The sequence below is a fragment of the Candidatus Seongchinamella marina genome (assembly GCF_026262685.1).
GTDB lineage: Bacteria > Pseudomonadota > Gammaproteobacteria > Pseudomonadales > Halieaceae > Halioglobus > Halioglobus marinus.
On the sequence record NZ_SHNP01000001.1, the window covers coordinates 809,535 to 828,177 of the forward strand.

14 protein-coding genes are annotated in these 18,643 nt (G+C 54.5%); 8 read left to right on the forward strand and 6 right to left on the reverse strand.

Annotation, left to right across the window (positions count from 1 at the left end):
- Position 1 precedes the first annotated feature (1 nt).
- The 4 genes from EYC87_RS03570 to EYC87_RS03585 all read left to right on the forward strand — a co-directional run bounded on the left by EYC87_RS03570 (position 2) and on the right by EYC87_RS03585 (position 5,315).
- Positions 2 to 1,024: a type I glyceraldehyde-3-phosphate dehydrogenase gene (locus EYC87_RS03570; RefSeq protein WP_279251651.1), complete on the forward strand. Its 1,023-nt coding sequence runs from the start codon at positions 2 to 4 to the stop codon at positions 1,022 to 1,024.
- On the forward strand, positions 1,024 to 2,022 hold the full coding sequence (gene gap, locus EYC87_RS03575) for a type I glyceraldehyde-3-phosphate dehydrogenase (protein ID WP_279251652.1): 999 nt from the start codon (positions 1,024 to 1,026) through the stop codon (positions 2,020 to 2,022). The genes EYC87_RS03570 and gap overlap by 1 nt, the downstream gene beginning before the upstream one ends.
- Complete coding sequence (ppc, locus tag EYC87_RS03580) at positions 2,019 to 4,658, forward strand: phosphoenolpyruvate carboxylase (protein ID WP_279251653.1); 2,640 nt, start codon at positions 2,019 to 2,021, stop codon at positions 4,656 to 4,658. Before gap ends, ppc begins: the two co-directional genes overlap by 4 nt.
- An 81-nt stretch (positions 4,659 to 4,739) precedes the next feature.
- Positions 4,740 to 5,315 (forward strand): lipid-binding SYLF domain-containing protein, encoded by a 576-nt coding sequence (locus EYC87_RS03585; protein ID WP_279251654.1) that lies wholly within the window; start codon positions 4,740 to 4,742, stop codon positions 5,313 to 5,315.
- A 30-nt stretch (positions 5,316 to 5,345) separates the two neighbouring features.
- Here EYC87_RS03585 and EYC87_RS03590 read toward each other — a convergent pair whose 3' ends face one another.
- The 5 genes from EYC87_RS03590 to EYC87_RS03610 form a co-directional block, all read right to left on the reverse strand.
- On the reverse strand, positions 5,346 to 6,065 hold the full coding sequence (locus tag EYC87_RS03590) for an LUD domain-containing protein (protein WP_279251655.1): 720 nt from the start codon (positions 6,063 to 6,065) through the stop codon (positions 5,346 to 5,348).
- Positions 6,058 to 7,476 (reverse strand): LutB/LldF family L-lactate oxidation iron-sulfur protein, encoded by a 1,419-nt coding sequence (locus EYC87_RS03595; RefSeq protein WP_279251656.1) that lies wholly within the window; start codon positions 7,474 to 7,476, stop codon positions 6,058 to 6,060. The genes EYC87_RS03590 and EYC87_RS03595 overlap by 8 nt, the downstream gene beginning before the upstream one ends.
- A gap of 5 nt (positions 7,477 to 7,481) precedes the next feature.
- Positions 7,482 to 8,249, reverse strand: a complete 768-nt coding sequence (locus EYC87_RS03600) for a (Fe-S)-binding protein (protein WP_007229109.1) — start codon at positions 8,247 to 8,249, stop codon at positions 7,482 to 7,484.
- A 63-nt stretch (positions 8,250 to 8,312) separates the two neighbouring features.
- Complete coding sequence (locus EYC87_RS03605; RefSeq protein WP_279251657.1) at positions 8,313 to 11,471, reverse strand: AI-2E family transporter; 3,159 nt, start codon at positions 11,469 to 11,471, stop codon at positions 8,313 to 8,315.
- Between the two features lie 87 nt (positions 11,472 to 11,558).
- Positions 11,559 to 13,109, reverse strand: coding sequence for a peptide MFS transporter (locus tag EYC87_RS03610; RefSeq protein ID WP_279251658.1), 1,551 nt, complete (start codon positions 13,107 to 13,109; stop codon positions 11,559 to 11,561).
- A 159-nt stretch (positions 13,110 to 13,268) separates the two neighbouring features.
- Between EYC87_RS03610 and EYC87_RS03615 the strand changes: the two genes are divergently transcribed.
- Positions 13,269 to 14,828, forward strand: a complete 1,560-nt coding sequence (locus EYC87_RS03615) for an acetolactate synthase large subunit (RefSeq protein ID WP_279251659.1) — start codon at positions 13,269 to 13,271, stop codon at positions 14,826 to 14,828.
- Positions 14,829 to 14,945: 117 nt separating this feature from the next.
- Positions 14,946 to 15,428, forward strand: coding sequence for a hypothetical protein (locus tag EYC87_RS03620; protein WP_279251660.1), 483 nt, complete (start codon positions 14,946 to 14,948; stop codon positions 15,426 to 15,428).
- A 9-nt stretch (positions 15,429 to 15,437) separates the two neighbouring features.
- Here the strand turns inward: EYC87_RS03620 and EYC87_RS03625 are convergent, their stop codons facing one another.
- Positions 15,438 to 16,415 (reverse strand): tRNA dihydrouridine synthase, encoded by a 978-nt coding sequence (locus EYC87_RS03625; RefSeq protein WP_279251661.1) that lies wholly within the window; start codon positions 16,413 to 16,415, stop codon positions 15,438 to 15,440.
- 170 nt (positions 16,416 to 16,585) lie between these two features.
- Here EYC87_RS03625 and EYC87_RS03630 point away from each other — a divergent pair, with 170 nt between their 5' ends.
- Positions 16,586 to 16,825 carry an OadG family protein gene (locus EYC87_RS03630; RefSeq protein ID WP_279251662.1) on the forward strand — a complete coding sequence of 80 codons (240 nt, stop codon included), beginning with the start codon at positions 16,586 to 16,588 and terminating at the stop codon, positions 16,823 to 16,825.
- Between the two features lie 39 nt (positions 16,826 to 16,864).
- Positions 16,865 to 18,643 (forward strand): sodium-extruding oxaloacetate decarboxylase subunit alpha, encoded by a 1,779-nt coding sequence (oadA, locus tag EYC87_RS03635; protein WP_279251663.1) that lies wholly within the window; start codon positions 16,865 to 16,867, stop codon positions 18,641 to 18,643.

The following is an 18,643-nucleotide window of genomic DNA, read 5'->3' on the forward strand; positions in this document are numbered from 1 at the left end:
GATGACAAAGCAAGGCCCCATCAAGGTGGGTATTATGGGTTTCGGCCAGACCGGCAGGCAGTTGTTTGAACTGGCTTCGCGCAGCAATGACGTAGAAGTGGTCGCTATTGCTGATATAGGTAAGCCTGACATTCTTCACTACCTGTTGAGTTCAGAAGTAGAAGACCCCGGGCGACACAAGCTTGAAGGCAATTTCTTAACCAATGATCGCTGCCGCGCTCGCCTCATGGAAATAGACAGGCCCGCAGAAATGCCCTGGGACATATTCGGTGTCGATATCGTTATCGACTCTACCGGTAAGTATCGCGACCAGGCGAGCATGGAGGATCACCTGTCCAACGGTGCACCTCGAATCTTGTTGCGCACTTTACCGACGGATCATATTGATCGCATTGTTATTCCAGGTTTGAACGAGTCCAGTGCCTGCGCCTCAGATCGGATGATTTCAGCGGGGTCTGCCACCACCAGCGCACTGGCGCTGCTATTACACAGCCTGGCGGAAAGTTTTGGTATCGAATGCGGAAGTATGACGACTGTTCACGCATTCACGTCTGATCAGGCCTTACAGGATTATGCGGGTTCGGATTTTCGTCGCAGTCGCTCTGCAGCGAAAAACATCATTCCCAACAGTCACGAGGCGGGGCTTTGGTTAGGGCAGATCCTGCCTGCCTTTGACGGCAAGATTCTTACCTCTGCGCTCAACGTGCCGGTTCAGGAGGGCTGTTTGCTTGACGTTAATCTGGTAATGACTGATAGCAATGTTGATGCTGAGGCAGTCAACGATGTAATGCGCGCGGCGGCTGCAAAGCACCCCGGCATCATTGGCGCAGTTGAAGATCCGATAGTGTCGTCCGATGTCATCGGTAATCCGCTATCTCTGTTGTTTGATACCAAAGGCACAATTAAGGCGGGGAGCAGCATCATCAAGACTCTCAGCTGGTATGAAAATCTTGGTCATGCTGCGCGTTTGCTGGATGTAATCAGGCTTTACAACACACTGGATCAGCAGCGGGAGGCGGCGTAATGAAAGTTGGTATTAACGGGTTTGGTCGCATTGGGCGCTCTGTGTTCCGCATTCTGGAAAACGTGGAAGGCGTTGACGTAGTCGCTATCAATGATCTTTGCGATAACGATGCGCTGCGCTATTTGTTAAGCTACGACACCGTGATGGGTCCGTTTGGCAAGAACCTCAGATTGGAAAATGACCACTTCATTACCGACAAGGGCGCAGTCAAGCTTCTAAATGAGAGCAACCCTGCGGATATTCCCTGGGGAGAGCTGGGCGTTGATGTTGTCGTAGAAGCGACCGGCGTATTCCGTGCCCGTGCGCAGTTGGAACAGCACCTTGCAGCCGGGGCATCACGGGTCATACTGACTGTGCCCGCTAAAGATCCGATCGACTATACTGTGGTACTTGGAGTGAATGATGATGGCCTCAATCCGGAGCATCGAATAATTTCCAATGCCAGCTGCACCACTAACTGCCTGGCGCCTATGGCGCGCGTGCTCAACGATGAATTCGGTATCGAGGAAGGGGTAATTAATACAGTTCACGCTTATACCAACGACCAGCGCCTGGCCGATGTGCCTCATTCTGATTGGCGCCGCAGCCGAGCCGCTGCGGAAAATATTATTCCCACCTCCACCGGAGCTGCCAAAGCGGTAGGCGAAGTTTTGCCCGACCTGAAAGGCAAGCTGCATGGTATCGCTGCGCGAGTGCCTGTGCCCGACGGCTCGGTTGTTGACCTCTTCGTCAAGCTTGGCAAGTCGGTGACAACTGATGATGTCAATGCGGTGGTGCGTGCAGCGTCAGAGTCGGACAGGCTCGCGGGAATATTGCAGTACAGCGATGTGCCGATAGTCTCGACAGATATCATTGGTAACTCCCACTCCTCTATTTACGATGCGGGCTTTAGTGGAGTGACAGCTAATCGCTATTTACGTGTTCTTAACTGGTACGACAACGAATGGGGTTATTCTTCGCGAGTCTGTGACCTGATAGCCAGGATAGATAGCTGGTGAGTGAGTCGCTTCCACAGCCTGATTACACTGGCTTACGTAGCAACGTCAGCGATCTCGGACGGATTCTCGGAGATACCGTTGCAGCTGCCGAGGGCGATGAGTTTCTGGCTCTGATCGAGCGTGTTCGCGGGCTGTCCAAAGGTGCCCGAGAGGGCTCAGCCGAGGACCGGGCTGAATTGCTTGACCAACTGCGGGTATTGGATAACGATCAACTGGTGCCGGTTGCGCGGGCTTTTGCCCAATTTCTCAATCTGGCCAATATCGCTGATCAACATCACCTGGTTTCCCGGGCGATGGACCCTCTGTTGTCGGCATCACGCAATCTCAATAATAGTCTGGGGGAGTTGCGAGAAGAGGGGGCCAGTGTTGCTGAAATAGAGCAGGCGATTGCTGAGCTCAAAATTGAACTCGTGCTCACCGCACACCCGACAGAAATCACACGCCGCACACTCATTCACAAACATAGCGAAATCGGTGCCTGTCTGGGTAAGCTCGAATTGGGAGGCCTTACGTCGCGCGAGGAATCACAGCTGCAGTCTCGGCTGCGCGAAGTTGTGGCGCAAATCTGGTATGGAGATGACTTTCGTCGGGAGCGACCCACCCCGGTCGATGAAGCCAAGTGGGGCTTTGCCGTCGTTGAAGAATCCCTGTGGCGGGCAGTGCCTGAATTTTTGCGGCGATTAGACGATGCACTAGCGCAACACTGTAATAGTCACCTGCCTCTAGAAGCGGCCCCCGTCAATTTTGTTTCCTGGATGGGAGGGGACCGCGATGGTAACCCCAATGTGACGGCCGAAGTAACCCGGGAGGTTATGCTGCTGTCGCGTTGGCAGGCCGCTGATCTGTATTTGGGTGATATCAATCAACTTCTTGAAGAGCTTTCGATGACGCGTTGCAATGCGGCATTGCGCAGTCTGGCGGGCGATGCTCATGAACCATACCGTGCGATTTTGCGTGAAATACGTAAGTTGTTGCGCAATACAATTGCCAGTATAGAACAGCAGCTGGTGGGTGAGCCCGCCGGTGAGGCAGAGGTTCTGCAAAGCGAGCAGCAATTATGGCAGCCGCTGTTGGCGTGCCATCAGTCATTGACCGAATGTGGCATGGAAATCATCGCAGGCGGCAGGCTGCTGGATGTTTTGCGCAGAATACGCTGTTTTGGCGTCCACCTGGTTCGTCATGACATTCGCCAGGATAGCGCGCGTCATACAGAGGCGATGTCGGAGATTACCCGATGCCTGGGTCTGGGTGACTACGCTGATTGGGACGAAGAGACTCGTCGCGCTTTTCTATTGCGAGAGCTGGGAAACCGTCGACCCCTGATACCTCGACATTGGCAACCCTCGGCAGAGGTTCAGGAGGTTCTTGATACCTGTGCTGTGGCAGCGGAACAACCCCGAGGGGCGCTGGGTGCTTATGTTATTTCCATGGCTCGCCAGGCCTCTGATGTACTGGCAGTGCATCTGTTGCTGCAAGAAGCCGGGGTGAGTGACACTGTGCCAGTGGCTCCGCTTTTTGAAACGCTGGACGACCTATCGCGGGCAAAAGATGTAGTCTCCGATTTACTGCAAAATCACTGGTATCGCGGTCAGATTGCCGGGCAACTGATGGTGATGATTGGTTACTCTGACTCCGCCAAGGATGCTGGAGTACTGGCAGCTTCCTGGGCGCAGTATCGAGCCCAGGAGCAGTTACTGGAGGTGTGCTCTGGTCATAATGTTGAGCTGACGTTGTTTCATGGTCGTGGCGGTACCATTGGTCGAGGCGGAGCACCCGCTCGTGAGGCACTGCTGTCTCAGCCACCGGGGTCTCTGAAGAACGGCTTGCGGGTGACAGAGCAGGGCGAGATGATCCGCACCAAGCTGGGATGGACTTCTCTGGCGGTAAAAACGTTGGCTCTTTATACAGTGGCTATTTGTCGCGCAAACCTGCGCACTCCGCCAGCGCCCAAAGACAGCTGGCGAGAGGTGATGGATGAGTTGGCCGAAAACTCTTGTCGGGCTTACCGTGAAATCGTTCGCGAAGAGCCCGAGTTTGTTCCTTACTTTCGTCACGCTACTCCTGAGCAGGAATTGGCAAAGTTGCCGCTGGGCTCGAGGCCTGCTCGGCGCAAGGGTGGTGGAGGTATTGAGAGCCTTAGAGCCATTCCCTGGATTTTCGCGTGGTCACAAAACCGCCTGATGTTGCCCGCCTGGCTGGGAGCCGGTGCCGCACTGGCACTGGCTCAGGATAATGGCAGAGAGCAACTAATGACTGAAATGGCGGAAAAATGGCCATTCTTTGCCACCCGAATGTCCATGCTGGAAATGGTCTACGCAAAGGCAGATTTGGGGCTTTCTGCCTACTACGATGAAACCCTGGTGCCAGCCCAGCTGCGGTTTATCGGTGAGCAATTACGCGCCCAGTTAACAGCCGACATTGCTACGGTGTTAGGTATTAATGGTCACCGTGAGTTGTTGTCGGATCAGCCCTGGACGGCGGAGTCGATTCGACTACGAAATATTTATACCGACCCACTGAACTTTTTGCAGGCGGAACTGCTTAAACGCAACAGGGAGATGGAAGAACCCGATGCGGAGCGCGCCATTATGGTCACGATAGCGGGAATAGCCGCCGGTATGCGCAATACTGGTTGAATCTCTTGACCCCGCGCAACGGGATGCTGACAATAGCGCCGCGGCTCGTTTCTGGCGAACCCCTCATTTGGAGTCACCCCTATGCATCAATTTCTCAAAATCAGTCTTTTCCTGTCCGTACTGAGCCTGATCGGGCAAAGCGCCTGGGCTGAGGACAGCTATGACAAGGCAATCGGTGCTTTCAAAGGCGCAGGCGACAGTGCGCAATTTTTCGACAGCGCGTATGGTTACGCGGTGTTCCCAACGATCGGTAAGGGTGGTATTGGCATTGGTGGAGCGCATGGCAAGGGTGAGGTCTATGTTGGCGGGCGTCATGTTGGTAATACCACAATGACTCAAATTACGGTGGGCTTTCAACTGGGTGGGCAGGCTTTTAGCCAGATTGTTTTTTTTGAGGACCAGCGCTCGTTCCGGGAATTCAGTAACGGTAACTTTGAATTTAGTGCCCAGGCGACAGCGGTTGCGATAACTGCCGGCGTGTCAGCGGAGGCCAATACAGGTGGCGGTATGACAGCGGGTGCCAGCGGCGGCCAGAATAATGCGGCAACCACGCACGGTGGCTATCGCAAAGGCATGGCGATTTTTACCATCGCCAAGGGTGGTTTGATGTACGAGGCAGCGATAGGCGGCCAGAAGTTCGATTACACGTCTCTTTAAGATAGATTGCAGAAAAGCCTCGGCGCAGACCTAACTGCCGCCGGGTGTGTTATCACATGCAACAATGGCCTGAGCGGTTTGAAGCTGCTCGTGAGTGGCGCCGCCGGTGAGAATAATATGCCAGCCTCTGGGCCCGTGTGCGCCATGCACCAACTGGGCTTCAATGTCCGCTGTGCTTGATGGCCCGGCAATACACTGAATGCCCCGGGGTCTGGAGCCGGCCTCTATATTGGGTTCAATTTGACGCCAAAGCGACTCAAGGTCAGGCAAAAGATTGTTCACATCCAGCAAAACCAGGTGCCGCTCGGGAAGCAGGTTATTGCGGCTGGGGTTGGATTTTCCCGTAAGAAATACCGTCGCACCTGTTTCAGCAACACCCCATTGTGCATAACTCAGGGCGACTGGTTCCCCCGGCTCTACTTCGCCAAACCGCGGGAGAACACCGCCGTCACGCCAGGGCATGGCTGCTAGGTGTGGGTCGTTGCCCGCTACCAGGCGGTGACTGCGAAAATGTTGATAGATGTATTGGCCAATCAACTTCACTGCCTCACTGCGATTGCCAGCAATATCCAGGGTGCCGTGATTGCGCAGCACGTTTGCCATAAAGGCGATGCAGGTATCTTCGTGGGGTAGCGGCGCCGTTGGTGCAACGCCCATTCCGGCCAGTTCGCTCTCGATGGCGGCTGCCCCCTGGCCGCGACTGGCTCCGCGAACTTTAGCCATGATTCTGGACCGACTTTCGCTACTCATCCGCCTTGGTCCTCGCTTTATACTGTTGCATAAAGGTGCCTGACTGCGGCGCTGGAAAGTCTCGTACACTAGTCCAGCCAGCAGCGAATGGCAGCTGACTGAAGCTGCCCTTTTTGCGGCCCAGTCGATGTAATACTGTTGTTAACATAGCGGTCAGGAACTGATAAAGGCTGGGTCGCACTGCCAGCCAGGCATGTAACTTCAAACCGACTCTCCAGCGGGGCGCAGTCATTTTTTGTTGATACTGCTCGTGTCGCAAATCCCTCAGCAGGTCTGGTAGTGGGATATCGGCAGGGCAAACTTCCCCACAGCGTCCGCAGCTAGTGCAGGCATTAGGCAAGGCCTCGCTGGTTTCCAGAGAGGTGAGAAGCGGGGTGAGAATCGAGCCCATTGGGCCTGAGTATACCCAGCCGTAACTGTGTCCCCCGGTCGCGGCAAATACAGGACAGTGATTGAGGCAGGTGCCGCACCGAATGCATTGCAGCATTTCCTTGTAATCGCTGGCGAGAATGTCCGTGCGCTGATTGTCCAGCAGTACAATATGGGTTTCCAGGGGGCCGTCCAATTCACCCTCTCGACGCGGCCCGGAGTAAAAGCTGGTATAGCTGGTTTGCGCTTGACCGGTGGTCGAACGCGCCAGCAATCGCTGCAGCGCGGTGGCATCCTCGCCGCGTGGCAAAATCCGGTCCAGTGTCGTACAAATAATTAATACGTTCGGCAGGTTGGCACACAGGTCACCGTTGCCCTCATTGGTTACCAGCATGGAATAGCCATTTTCCGCAATCAGGGCATTTGAGCCGATGATGCCAACATCTGCCGTCAGGAACGTTTCCCTGAGCACTGATCTTGCTTCGTCTACCAGGTCTTCTGTGGTCTCCAGTGCGCGTTCGCCCAGAGCGTGTTTTTCCAAGAACAGCTCGCGAATTTCTTGTTTCGACTTATGCAATGCAGGAGCGACAATGTGACTCGGAGTCTCACCCGCCTGCTGAATGATGTATTCACCAAGATCAGTTTCAACGACCTCGAGGCCGCCGCGTTGCAGATAGTCGTTGAGGGCAGTTTCTTCAGTGACCATTGACTTGCCCTTGGCGACCCGGTGAGCACCATGCTGCTGGCAAATATCCAGCACAATTGAATTCATCTCATCGGGCGTATCGGCGTAATGGACCTGGTTGCCATTGTTGGTGGCCTCCAGCTCGAAGCGGGCGAGGTAATAGTCCAGATTATCCAGGCTGTGTTGCCTGATTCGTTTGATATGTTTGCGCAGCGCTTCGAATGAGCCAAACTCCTGCATGGCCGCATCCCTGATGATGGGTGTGAACTGCGCTATTTTGTCTCGCTGGGCAACGGCAGCAGAGTCTGCCAGGGCATCGGCAGCTTTTTCTCTAAAATGCTGGCTCTGTAATTCCACTGGATTTACTCTCCTTCACCGATGGCAGGAGAGTAGAGGTCGCCGCTTAGTAGCTCTGCCACATGCCGGACTTCGATGTCGATACCTTCCCTACGAGCCCGCCCCGCGATGTTCAGCAGGCAGCCGAGGTCGCCGCCAGTGATCATGCCAGCGCCAGTTGCGACGGCATCGCGTAGCTTGTCGTCTACCATCTTGCCAGAGATGTCAGGCATCTTGGCGCAAAATGTACCGCCAAAACCACAGCACACATCGGCTTGCTGCATCTCTTTGATATCCACCTCGCATAATTCGCGAAGTAGCTTGCGGGGTTGCTCCTTGATTCCCAATTCGCGCAGTCCGGCGCAACTGTCGTGGTAGGTGACTGTCGGCATTTGAGTCAGAATAGCGGGTGCTTTATCGAGTTTCACTACATCCGCAAGGAAACTGGTGAGTTCGTAGGTTTTTTCGGCCAGGGCGATGGCTCGCTCTTGCCATTCCCCTTCAAGAAGTTTCGGATAGTGCTCAGTCAGCATTCCTGCACATGAGCCTGAGGGAGCAACCACAAACTGCGCATGTTCAAAAAGAGCGATGGTTTTTTTGGCTATGGGAACGGTGGACTCGTAGTCGCCGCTATTGTAGCCCGGCTGTCCACAGCAGGTCTGTTGGACAGGGACATCGACAATGCATCCGGCCTGTTCCAGTAGTCGAATGCTGGCAAATGCGACAGAGGGGCGTATCAGGTCAGCAAGACAAGTGACAAAAAGGGATACGCTGGGAGGGCTGGGGTCGCTCATGCTGGCAAAAGTCCGATCTTTTATAGGTTCAGTATATCTGATTCCGGCCGGGTCTCTAGTCCCTCACCACGGTAGTTGTTCCAGCACCACCAGCATCATTCCCGCCAGTAGCGATAAAGCGGCGACCTGGGTTGCCCGCGCAACGGGGTGATGACTCTCGATCAGCTTGATCAATACAGTCTTGCGGTCTACCCGAATGCCCGCCCGGATCAAGGGCCTTGCCAGGCTATCAAGCTGACTGCGATCCAGCGTCGGAAGTAGCACTGTTCCGGTAAAGATTACCACATCATCAATGATCACAAAGGGCCCCCGGTAGTGAATACGGGGGCCGCTGGCGAGGTGATATAACTGTCGATGGTCGACCAGGACCAGTTGTTCATTGCTTAGCCCCAGGTGCTCCGGTTCGCTGCGTAATATCAACTGCAAGCCGGCAAATGGGCCAATCAGAGCGATCATCGCAGCCAATAGCTGCACTGCTGACACTCCCAGTCCCATTAGCGTGACAAGGACTGCCAGGGCCAGAATGACGCAGGCGATGCTGGCATGCCGTAGTTGCCCCGAACGGGTCGATGCGGCCTGTACCCAATGTATTTGGTCAGCAATATCGTCCAAAGGGTCGGCTCCGCGAGCGGGCCTGCTTTTATACACCAGCGCGCGGACAGAATAAAAGTAGGCATAAGCGAATCCGCCGATGGCTATCGTCAGTAAAAGTACAATGAACGAATACCAAGCCAGTGCTGTGAGCTGTCTTTTGCTGGCTCGCTCATTAATTATGTCCTCTAACAGCGGCGAGTGAAATATTGCTTCCTCTGCTCCCGCTTCTCCGTATCGCAGCACCCCAGATTGCTGTTGACTGAATAGTAGTATTTTACGTCCCCAGTTCACCAGTTGGCCTGCGAGGTTCATTTCATCGCGGGAAAGCTGCCGCACATAACTCCAGTCGCGATCAAACAGGTATAGAGCACTGTCACCATTATCCGGGTTGAATAACGTAACCCACCAGTGATTGCCGTTGCTGGCAAAGTCCCATACGCGGGTGTGCTCTCGCTCTAATGCAGGCGGCGGTAACAGGAGGATTTCATCCAACTGCTGGCCAAAAGCCGTGTCTTCGTAGCGTAATACGCTAATCGCCGGTCCTTGCTTGCTGTTAATAAACAGCAATCCGGAGTCCAATCTTAGTGCGGGTTTATCGGGCAGGGGGCGGTCGACAGCGCTTTTCAAGGCGCCGTTCGCAGAGAGTTTAAGGAGTTTGCCCGCAGATCCATCGGCAATGAAAAAATCGCCGTTCAGGTCGTGCACTCGCAGGCTGTTGAGAGTGGTTGCCGGGTTCTCTGTTCCTAGTGAGGCACAGCTTTCCTGTGTGAGGTCACATAGCCAGAGAATGACGTTATTGTCGGTTTCATTTTTTGAGCTGGCCTGCAGTAACACCTTTCCTGAAGGAGTGTAGCTTACTGGGGCGGACAGGTTTTTTAAGCCCAGTTTTTTGGCTGCAATTGATTTGCTGGCCACGCCAGCCCGGTCATGTATCAGCAGGTAATCACCCGCGATAATCAGCAGTTCTCCCTGCTTGCTGGCTGCGACGCCCGCCGGCCCTGATACGATCGTTTGCGCTGTGAGACTGGCGAAGCGCCCCAATAATAAAAGCAGGATGGCGAGCGCAGCGGCGCCCACAAACAGCCCTTTACGGGTTTTTTCCCGGGCAATGGCGGGTCTTCCTCTCACTTGAGCGCGATTGCGAAAGGCTTTTAGTTGATAAAGGTTAGGTTCACCGGCCTGATGTTTGTCGGTGCCCGAATGATAGGCGGTGCTTTTACGGGGCAGCTCGAGTTTTGATTTGACCTTCGCCTGTGTTGTCTTGAGATTAGCCGCTCCAGACAGGGCCTTAGCGCCGCGCTCTATCGCTTTTTCTTCAAGCTCTCTTTCACGTTCCTCAACTTCTTTTTGATCCCGAAGGCGTTGCTGTTGCTGCTGGGTTCGAGCTTTTTCTTCTGCTTCGCTGGCCTTGCGCTTTGCCTGTTCCAGATGTTCGCGCTCTAGAGCATCCTGCGCAGCTTTTTCCTCCCGTTCAATGTCCCGACGGCGTCTCTCCTTTGCAACTTTTTCTGTTTTTTGCCGGGCGAACTCTTCGGCTTTTTGTTTATCGAGTTTTGCTTTTTCGGCTGCTAGTCGAGCAGTCTCAGCTTGCTGCTGTTTGCGCTCGATTTCCTTGGCTGCTTTGGTTAATGCCTGCTCTTCGGCCAGCCGTCGTTTCTCTTCTGCCTCCTCGGTTTTTCTGCGGGCTATCGCCTCTGCTTTTTCACGTTTAACTTTTTCTGCAGCGGCCTTTTTTGTCGCGGTTTCCTCGGCCTTGCGTTGTTTTTCTTTCGCTGCTTTCGCTTTGCGCAGGGCAGCCTCTTCTTCGCGTTTGCGCTCGTCTTCCTCGGCTTTACGTTGCTTTACCTTCTCAGCCTGGGCTTTACGCTGGACTGCTTCCTCTTTGCGCAGGCGTTTGGTTTCTGCGGCAGCTACTCGTTTGCGCTCGGTCTCCTCGGCTTTACGTTGCTTTTCTTTCTCATCCTGGGCTTTACGCTGAACTGCTTCCTCTTCGCGCAGGCGTTTGGCTTCAGCGGCGGCGATGCGTTTGCGCTCGTCTTCCTCGGCTTTACTTTGCTTTGCCTTCTCAGCCTGGGCTTTACGCTGGACTGCTTCCTCTTTGCGCAGGCGTTTGGCTTCAGCGGCAGCGATGCGTTTGCGCTCGGCCTCCTCAGTTTTACGTTCAGATTTTTCAGCTTGCTGTTTTTTCAGCAGGGCTTCTTTGGCTGCGCGGCGGGCTTTCTCGCTTTCTTCTTCGGCGGCCCTCTGGCGAGCTTGTTCATCTGCTTTCTTTTTTTGCTCTTGGGTGCGACGGTTGAGGCTGTCAAGCTCTGCCTGACGACGCGCAGTTTCCCACTGCGATTCGTCGTCATCGATTTTATGAGCAATAGCGGGCGTTGGCGGTGTTTCAGGGGTGGGCTCTGCCTTGACCAGCTCGGCCGTGACACCCAGTTTGTGAAGTTTGTGAAAATACTCGCCGGCGACCTTTCGGTCGAGGTTGCGCCTCAGGGTGATAGTCTCGCCAGAAAAGAAGTGATCCACGCGCTCGGGGTCGTCAATGCCAAATAATTTGGCAAAACGCAGTTTGACCTGCTGTGGGTCCTTCCCCGGCAGGATTTCGCCCCAAAACGTGAGGTTAAACTTGTTCACCCCCGCGCTGTTGTCCCCATGGTTGTTAATGATTTATGGGTTCAATGTACGGCGATTGAGCCTTGTTTGCCAAGCGGGATCTGTAGATTAGTGCACTCCGTGCATCATCTTCTTCAATAGCGGGGAGAGCAATAGCAAAAGAGCAGCCGCTCCAAGCCCGATATAGAGAAGATCAACGAACAGGCTGGTATAGCTTTGCAGTGCCGCAGCTAAATCTGTTGCAGAACCGTCAAGGGGCTCAATTGCAGCCAGTTTTGATAGCTGTGCGGCGACGAATTCGGAATAAGCCGTCGCTAGAAACCAGGCACCCATCATGACTCCAACGACGCTGGGCACGGCGAGCCGGGTAACAGCCGACAACCCCACTGGGGATATGCACAACTCACCGGTGGTGTGCAGCATGTAAGCCAGTACCATCCAGTAGCCCGCCACCAAACCCGCATTATCAGGGTTGGCGGCGCCCCAAACCAGCGCGCCGAAACCAAGCCCTGCCTGCGCAATACCTAGAGCAAATTTGACGGGAGTGCTGGGTTCAAGCCCGCGGCGGCCCAAACTGGTCCACAACCATGCGAAGAGGGGAGCAAACACAAAAATGAAGAAAGCATTGAGTGAACCGTATTGGGCGGCGGTGAGATTCATGCCGAATATTGTTCTGTCCATGACTCTGTCGGCGAACAGCGTCATGGAACCGGCGCCTTGTTCAAACAAGGCCCAAAAAACCACCGTCGACATAGTAAGTACCAATAGGGCAATCATGCGTTGGCGTTCTATGGAGTCACAGCGGGTAGTGATAAACCAGGCAAGTCCGCACAGAACAGAGAGGGACATTAGGTTGAGCGTTAGGCCCACCACTGCGTGAAATTGCAGCATTTTCCAGATGACAGCCACCCCCAGAATTGCGCAAAGGTAGATGGTCAATTCTCTATTCAGCCCTAATGGCGAGGACGCTTGCAATATCTCTAGGTCTCGGGGCTCGGCGAGACCATGAAGGTGCTTCTGGCCGCCGATAAATGTCGCCAGCCCTACGATCATGCCAATGCCAGCAGCGCCAAATCCATAGGCCCATCCCAACGTTTCTCCCAGATAGCCACAGAGCAGGGCAGCGGCAAAAGCACCAATATTGATACCCATATAAAAAATCGTAAAGCCTGAATCACGGCGGGGATCATCTGCACTATAAAGTCGCCCTACGATGGTAGAAATATTTGGTTTCAAAAAGCCAACGCCGACAACGATAAGTGCAAGTGAAAAGTAAAACACCTGTAGTGCGCCCTCGTCGCGAACGATATCATCGCCGACTCTGTGAGCTTGCTCTCCTTCCATGGCCATACCCAGGTGACCCAACACCAGCAGTACGCCGCCGAAAATGACTGCCTTGCGCATTCCCAGGTAACGGTCGGCCAATAGTCCCCCAATCACCGGGCTGGCATAAACCAGTGCTGCATAGCTCCCCAATACGTCGAGGCCGCCCGCGTCCGAAAACAGGTGGTACTTGGTGAGGTACAGCAGCAGTAAATATTTCATCCCGTAAAAGGAAAACCGTTCCCACAGCTCAGTAGAGAAGCAGACAAAGAGGCCTTTAGGGTGGCCAAAAAAACCGCTATCAGTAGCTGAGTTGGGGGCAGTGATGTCGGTCATCTGGGTATTGATCCTTTGTTAATACGCGGCTTTGCAGCGGCCTGTTTTTATTTGTCTCGGTCGAAAACCTAACCAATTTATCTGCCCGCAGTGCGCTCCTGGAGCATTGTCAGTATCATACTTGCTCCTCATAGATACAAATACTTCGGAGCAATAGCAATGAATGGTGCCGAGAGCCTTTTAACGACCTTGACCAATAACGGCATAGAGGTCTGCTTTACCAATCCAGGGACCTCGGAGATGCATTTCGTGGCCGCGCTGGACGAGGTGGAGGGCATGCGTTGCGTGCTGTGCCTGTTTGAAGGGGTGCTCAGCGGTGCTGCTGATGGCTATGCTCGAATGAAAGGCAAGCCTGCGTCCACATTGCTGCATCTGGGGCCCGGGTTAGGTAATGCGCTGGCCAATATTCATAACGCCAGGAAAGGGCATGTGCCAATGGTGAATATTGTAGGCGATCATGCCACTTATCATCTGGAGTACGACGCGCCGCTGACCGCTGATATAGAGGGAATCGCCAGGCCGGTGTCACATTGGGTGCATACCTCCAGTTCCTCCAGCGAGATCGCCAGGGATGCGGCGGAGGCAGTATTGCAGGCGGGTATTGGCCAGATTTCTACGCTGATGTTGCCCGCCGACGTTTCCTGGGGAGATAACCCCAACGGAGCCGCGGCAGCTGTGGCAGTGCCGGGGCCAGCAACCGTGCCAGCGACAAGAGTAGATGAGGCGGCAGTTCGTCTCAGGTCCGGTGCGAAAACACTGATCTTGATGGGTGGGCGTGAAGTGACCGCGGCGCAGGGCTTGTTAGTGAGTAAGATTACCCAGGTGTCTGGCTCCCAGGCAATGATAGAAGTGTTGCCTGGTAAGGTGGCCCGTGGCGCTGGAACCGCTGTCATTGACAGGCTCGCTTATCTGGCTGAGTTGGCAATTGACAGCCTCAAGGAAGTGGAGCAGCTTATCCTGGTGGGTGCATCCGATCCCGTTTCTTTTTTTGCCTATCCCGATGTGGCCAGTGCAATTGCGCCACCGGCCTGTGACAGATTTATCCTGGCAGGCCCCAACGACGATATTGAAGCTGCACTATCCGCGTTGGTAGGGGCCTTGGGGGCAACGGATATAGAGCCCCAGAGCAATCCTCTGAGCTTACCTGATCTTGCGGAGGGTGAGTTGGATGCAGGCAAGGTTGGTATGGCCATTGCGCATTATCTGCCTGAGAACACGGTGTTGGTTGATGAAGCAATTACGTCCGGAATGCTGGTGAACATGTTTACCGCTACCGCCAGGCCCCACGATCAGCTTAATCAGACCGGCGGCAGTATTGGCTGGGGACTACCAGCAGCTCTGGGCGCGGCAATTGCGTGTCCTGATCGCAAGGTCGTCTGTATAGAAGGCGATGGCAGTGCGATGTATACGATCCAGGCTTTGTGGACCATGGCTCGCGAGCAAACTGATATCACGGTAGTGATATTTAACAATCGTAAGTATTCCATTTTGGAAATGGAGTTTGGTCGAACCGGCGCCCGCGGTGGGATCCCCGGGCCCAGCGCTGCCAGCATGCTCGATATCAGTAGCCCAGATATGGATTTCGTTGCTATGGCCCAGGGCATGGGCGTAGCAGCGACCCGTGCAACGACGGCCGAGGAGTTTAATGAGCAGTTTGCCCAAGCCATGGCTCAGTCTGGCCCACGTTTAATCGATGCCATAGTTCCTACCATTTTCTGACCCTCCCACCTTTGATTGTCGCCCGACGTCATGCTTTTGGCGCCGGGGGCAATGCCCGATTGCCCCCGGTTCGCTTCAAATACGCAGCAACAAAGCAGCGAACACCGGAGTCATAGTATGAGAATGTTTAGCCACCTGTTTGGGCGTTTGCCAGTGGCAGATTGCGCGCTCAATTTCGTGAATGCCCAGCGCATGGTGCTGGACTACGCTCGATTTTTGGAGAATTCCGCCCCAATGCCGGGACGAATCATCGACGCGTCGAGGCTTCCTCATTCCAAGGCGTCGCTTAAACAGGCTCTTTTGATGTGCATTGGCAGCGGCGCCAGCAATAACCTCGAGGAACACCTGAAAGCGGGCTATTTGATGCTCTCGGCATTTCAAACCAATGTGGGCGACGTCGGGCTGGGCACCGACTTTGCAGCCCTGGACCTTGAAGCTGATTTAGTAGATATCGTCGAGCAACTGCAACTGCAACTGCAACAGGACGAGGCAGAGGCGCAAAGCTGGCCTCTCGATGTACGCCTTGAACTCGAACAATTGAAGCAGGATTTGTATGCGCTGGAATTGGAACTGGCGCAGTCACTGCGCCTCTCAGCCTAGAGTCCTGAATCAGGCGGCGTCCAGCCGTCGGCCCTGGACCAGAATTTCATTACGCAAGCCATTGCCGATCGCTTCGGAATCTCGCAAACGTTTGATTTTCTCAAACAGCGAAGCTGCCTGAGGATAGTAGGCCCGCAGATAGACCAGCCACTGCTTGATCGGGTTGCCCACGTGACAAGCATCGTAATGCTCAAGGGTGAGCTGGTAAAACTGCAGCACCAGAGGAACCACATCACTCCAGCACAGCGGGTTTACCGCATCTCCATTAACAGCAGCTTTGACTAATCTGGGAAGGTCAGGGCGACAAAGCGCCCCTCGACCTAACATCAAGTCTTCACAGCCAGTGACCTGCTGGCAGCGCAACGCGTCAGCCGGGTTCCAAATCTCTCCGTTGGCGATCACCGGCATTCTCACCTGTTCTCTGGCCCTGGCTATTTCCTGCCAATAGGCGGGAGGCCTGTAGCCATGACGTTTGGTGCGGGCGTGCACGGTTAGCTCAGTGGCTCCCGCCTCGGCAATACCCGCAACAATATCCAAAAATTGGAGCTGGTCTTCATAGCCCAGACGAGTTTTTACTGTCACTGGCACAGCAGCGGGCACCGCCCGGCGCACGGCTGCTGTAATCGCTGCTACTCGCTCGGGCTGGCGCAGAAGAATCGAGCCTCCGTCTGACCTGTTGACGGTTTTGGCCGGGCAGCCGAAGTTCAAATCAATACCGGGCGCACCAAGCTCTGCGGCGCGGGCAGCATTCTCAGCAACCACAGTGGGGTCACCTCCCAGCAACTGTATATAAACAGGAACTCCAAACCTTGTTTTGCCCGCGGTGTGTAGCTCCGGGCAGAGCCGATAGAAAACCCTGGGCGGCAGTAGCCTCTCGCTAACTCTTACGAATTCAGTCACACAGCGATCCACGCCGCCCAGGCTAGTGAGCAGCTCGCGCATTGTGTGGTCTATCACGCCCTCCATGGGGGCGAGCATCAGTCGCATGTTTAGCGCATCCGGTCATTTGGCGCGCAAGTATACGTCAGGGGTGAGGCGGCGGCCATCGGTCTACCCTTCGGGGTAATGGCACTTGGGAGACAGCTGTTTTATAGTTGCACTCTTTGCTGGCGCGGTTCGCTCCGATCAGTAAACCTATAGTGAGTGAGTGAGGGCAGATGCAGCAGGATATCGTGAGTCAGGGCGTCGAGCTAATGCTTTATGGCATGGGAACCGTTGTGGTGTTTCTGGCGCTGCTCGTGGTGGCGACCACTGTTATGTCTGCATTCGTTGGGCGTTATTTTCCTGAGACTGAGAAAGTCCCTGCGCAGCCAAGAAAGTCGGCAACGGCACCAGATGATAGTGAACTTGTTGCTGTCGTCTCTGCGGCGGTTCACCAGCATCGGGGCCGCAAGTAATAAGCCAGCCCTTCCCAGTTTCGGATACGAGAGGTCCCCATGGACGAAAATAAGCGCCCGTTGGGCATTACCGATGTAGTGCTCAGGGATGCATCACAATCATTGTTGGCAACTCGGGTTCGCATCGATGACATGCTGCCCATTGCCGCCAAACTTGACGAGATTGGGTTCTGGTCTCTGGAGTCCTGGGGAGGAGCCACTTTTGACGCCTGTATCCGTTTTTTGGGCGAAGATCCCTGGGATCGTATCCGTGAATTGAAGAAAGCGATGCCTAACACTCCCCAGCAAATGTTGTTCAGGGGTCAGAATATACTCGGATATCGTCACTATGCCGACGATGTTGTAGAAAAGTTTGTGGAGCGCGCTGCCACCAATGGCGTGGACGTTTTCCGGGTTTTCGACGCGATGAACGATATGCGCAATATCGAGGTGGCTTTAAAGGCGGTCAAACAAGTGGGCAGGCACGCCCAGGGCACTATTTCCTACACCATTAGTCCGGTACACGATATTGAAACCTGGGTGGCTCAGGGTAAGGCGATTGAAGACATGGGTGCTGATTCAATCGCCATTAAGGACATGGCGGGTCTGCTACATCCCTATGATGGCTTTGAGTTGGTTACACGACTGAAGGCTTCCTGTGATATCCCCATCCATATGCACTGTCACGCCACTACTGGTCTCTCAACATCGACCATTTTGAAATGTGTCGAGGCCGGTATCGATAATGTCGATACGTCCATTTCATCAATGTCGATGACTTATGGCCATTCGCCAACAGAATCGGTGGTGGCTATGTTAAAGGGCACAGACCGGGATACCGGCCTGGATATTGAGAAGATGGAAGAGATCGCTGCGTATTTCCGTCAGGTGAGAAAAAAGTATGCTGGATTCGAGGGCGCCTTGCGCGGCGTAGACTCACGAATTCTGGTTGCCCAGGTGCCCGGTGGGATGCTCACCAATATGGAAAGTCAGCTCAAGGAGCAGGGCGCAGCTGACAAACTCGATGAGGTGCTTGACGAAATACCACGCGTACGTGAAGACCTGGGGTTTATACCCCTGGTCACACCGACGTCGCAAATTGTCGGCACCCAGGCCGTTATCAATGTCCTGACGGGCGAGCGCTACAAGTCGATCTCAAAAGAGACCGCTGGGATACTAAAAGGCGAGTACGGAGATTCGCCTGCACCGGTTAATAAGGAGTTACAAGCGCGGGTGCTGGAAGGTGGTGAAGCGATTACCTGTCGACCGGCAGACTTGTTGGAGCCAGAGGTGGATGCACTCACGCAAGAGCTGCGCCAGTTGGCTGAGGAAAAAAATATTGCCCTTAGCAGCGGTGAAGGCGAGATTGACGATGTCCTCACTTATGCCTTGTTTCCGCAGATTGGGCTTAAATTTCTTGAAAACCGCGGTAACCCTGATGCCTTCGAGCCTGCGCCTGATGGCGAATCCGCTGCGATCCCTGTTGCAGCCTCAACAGCAGGTGATGCCGGAATTTATACGGTTAAGGTCAACGGCGCCAGCTATGTTGTCGAAGTTGCCGAGGGTGGAGACGTGTCCGCAATCACGCCATCGGCAGCAGCTGCACCCATTGCAGTTGTTTCTAGCGGCGAGCCATTGGCCGCCCCTCTCGCGGGCAATATATTCAGCGTTAACGTGAGTCCGGGTGAAACGGTTGTGGCTGGCGATGTGGTTATTATTTTGGAAGCCATGAAGATGGAAACCGAGGTACGTGCCTCCCGTGATGGCACGGTTAGCAGCGTCGATGTAAAAGTCGGCGACACGGTCGCCGTAGGCGACTCCTTGATTAGCATAAGTTAG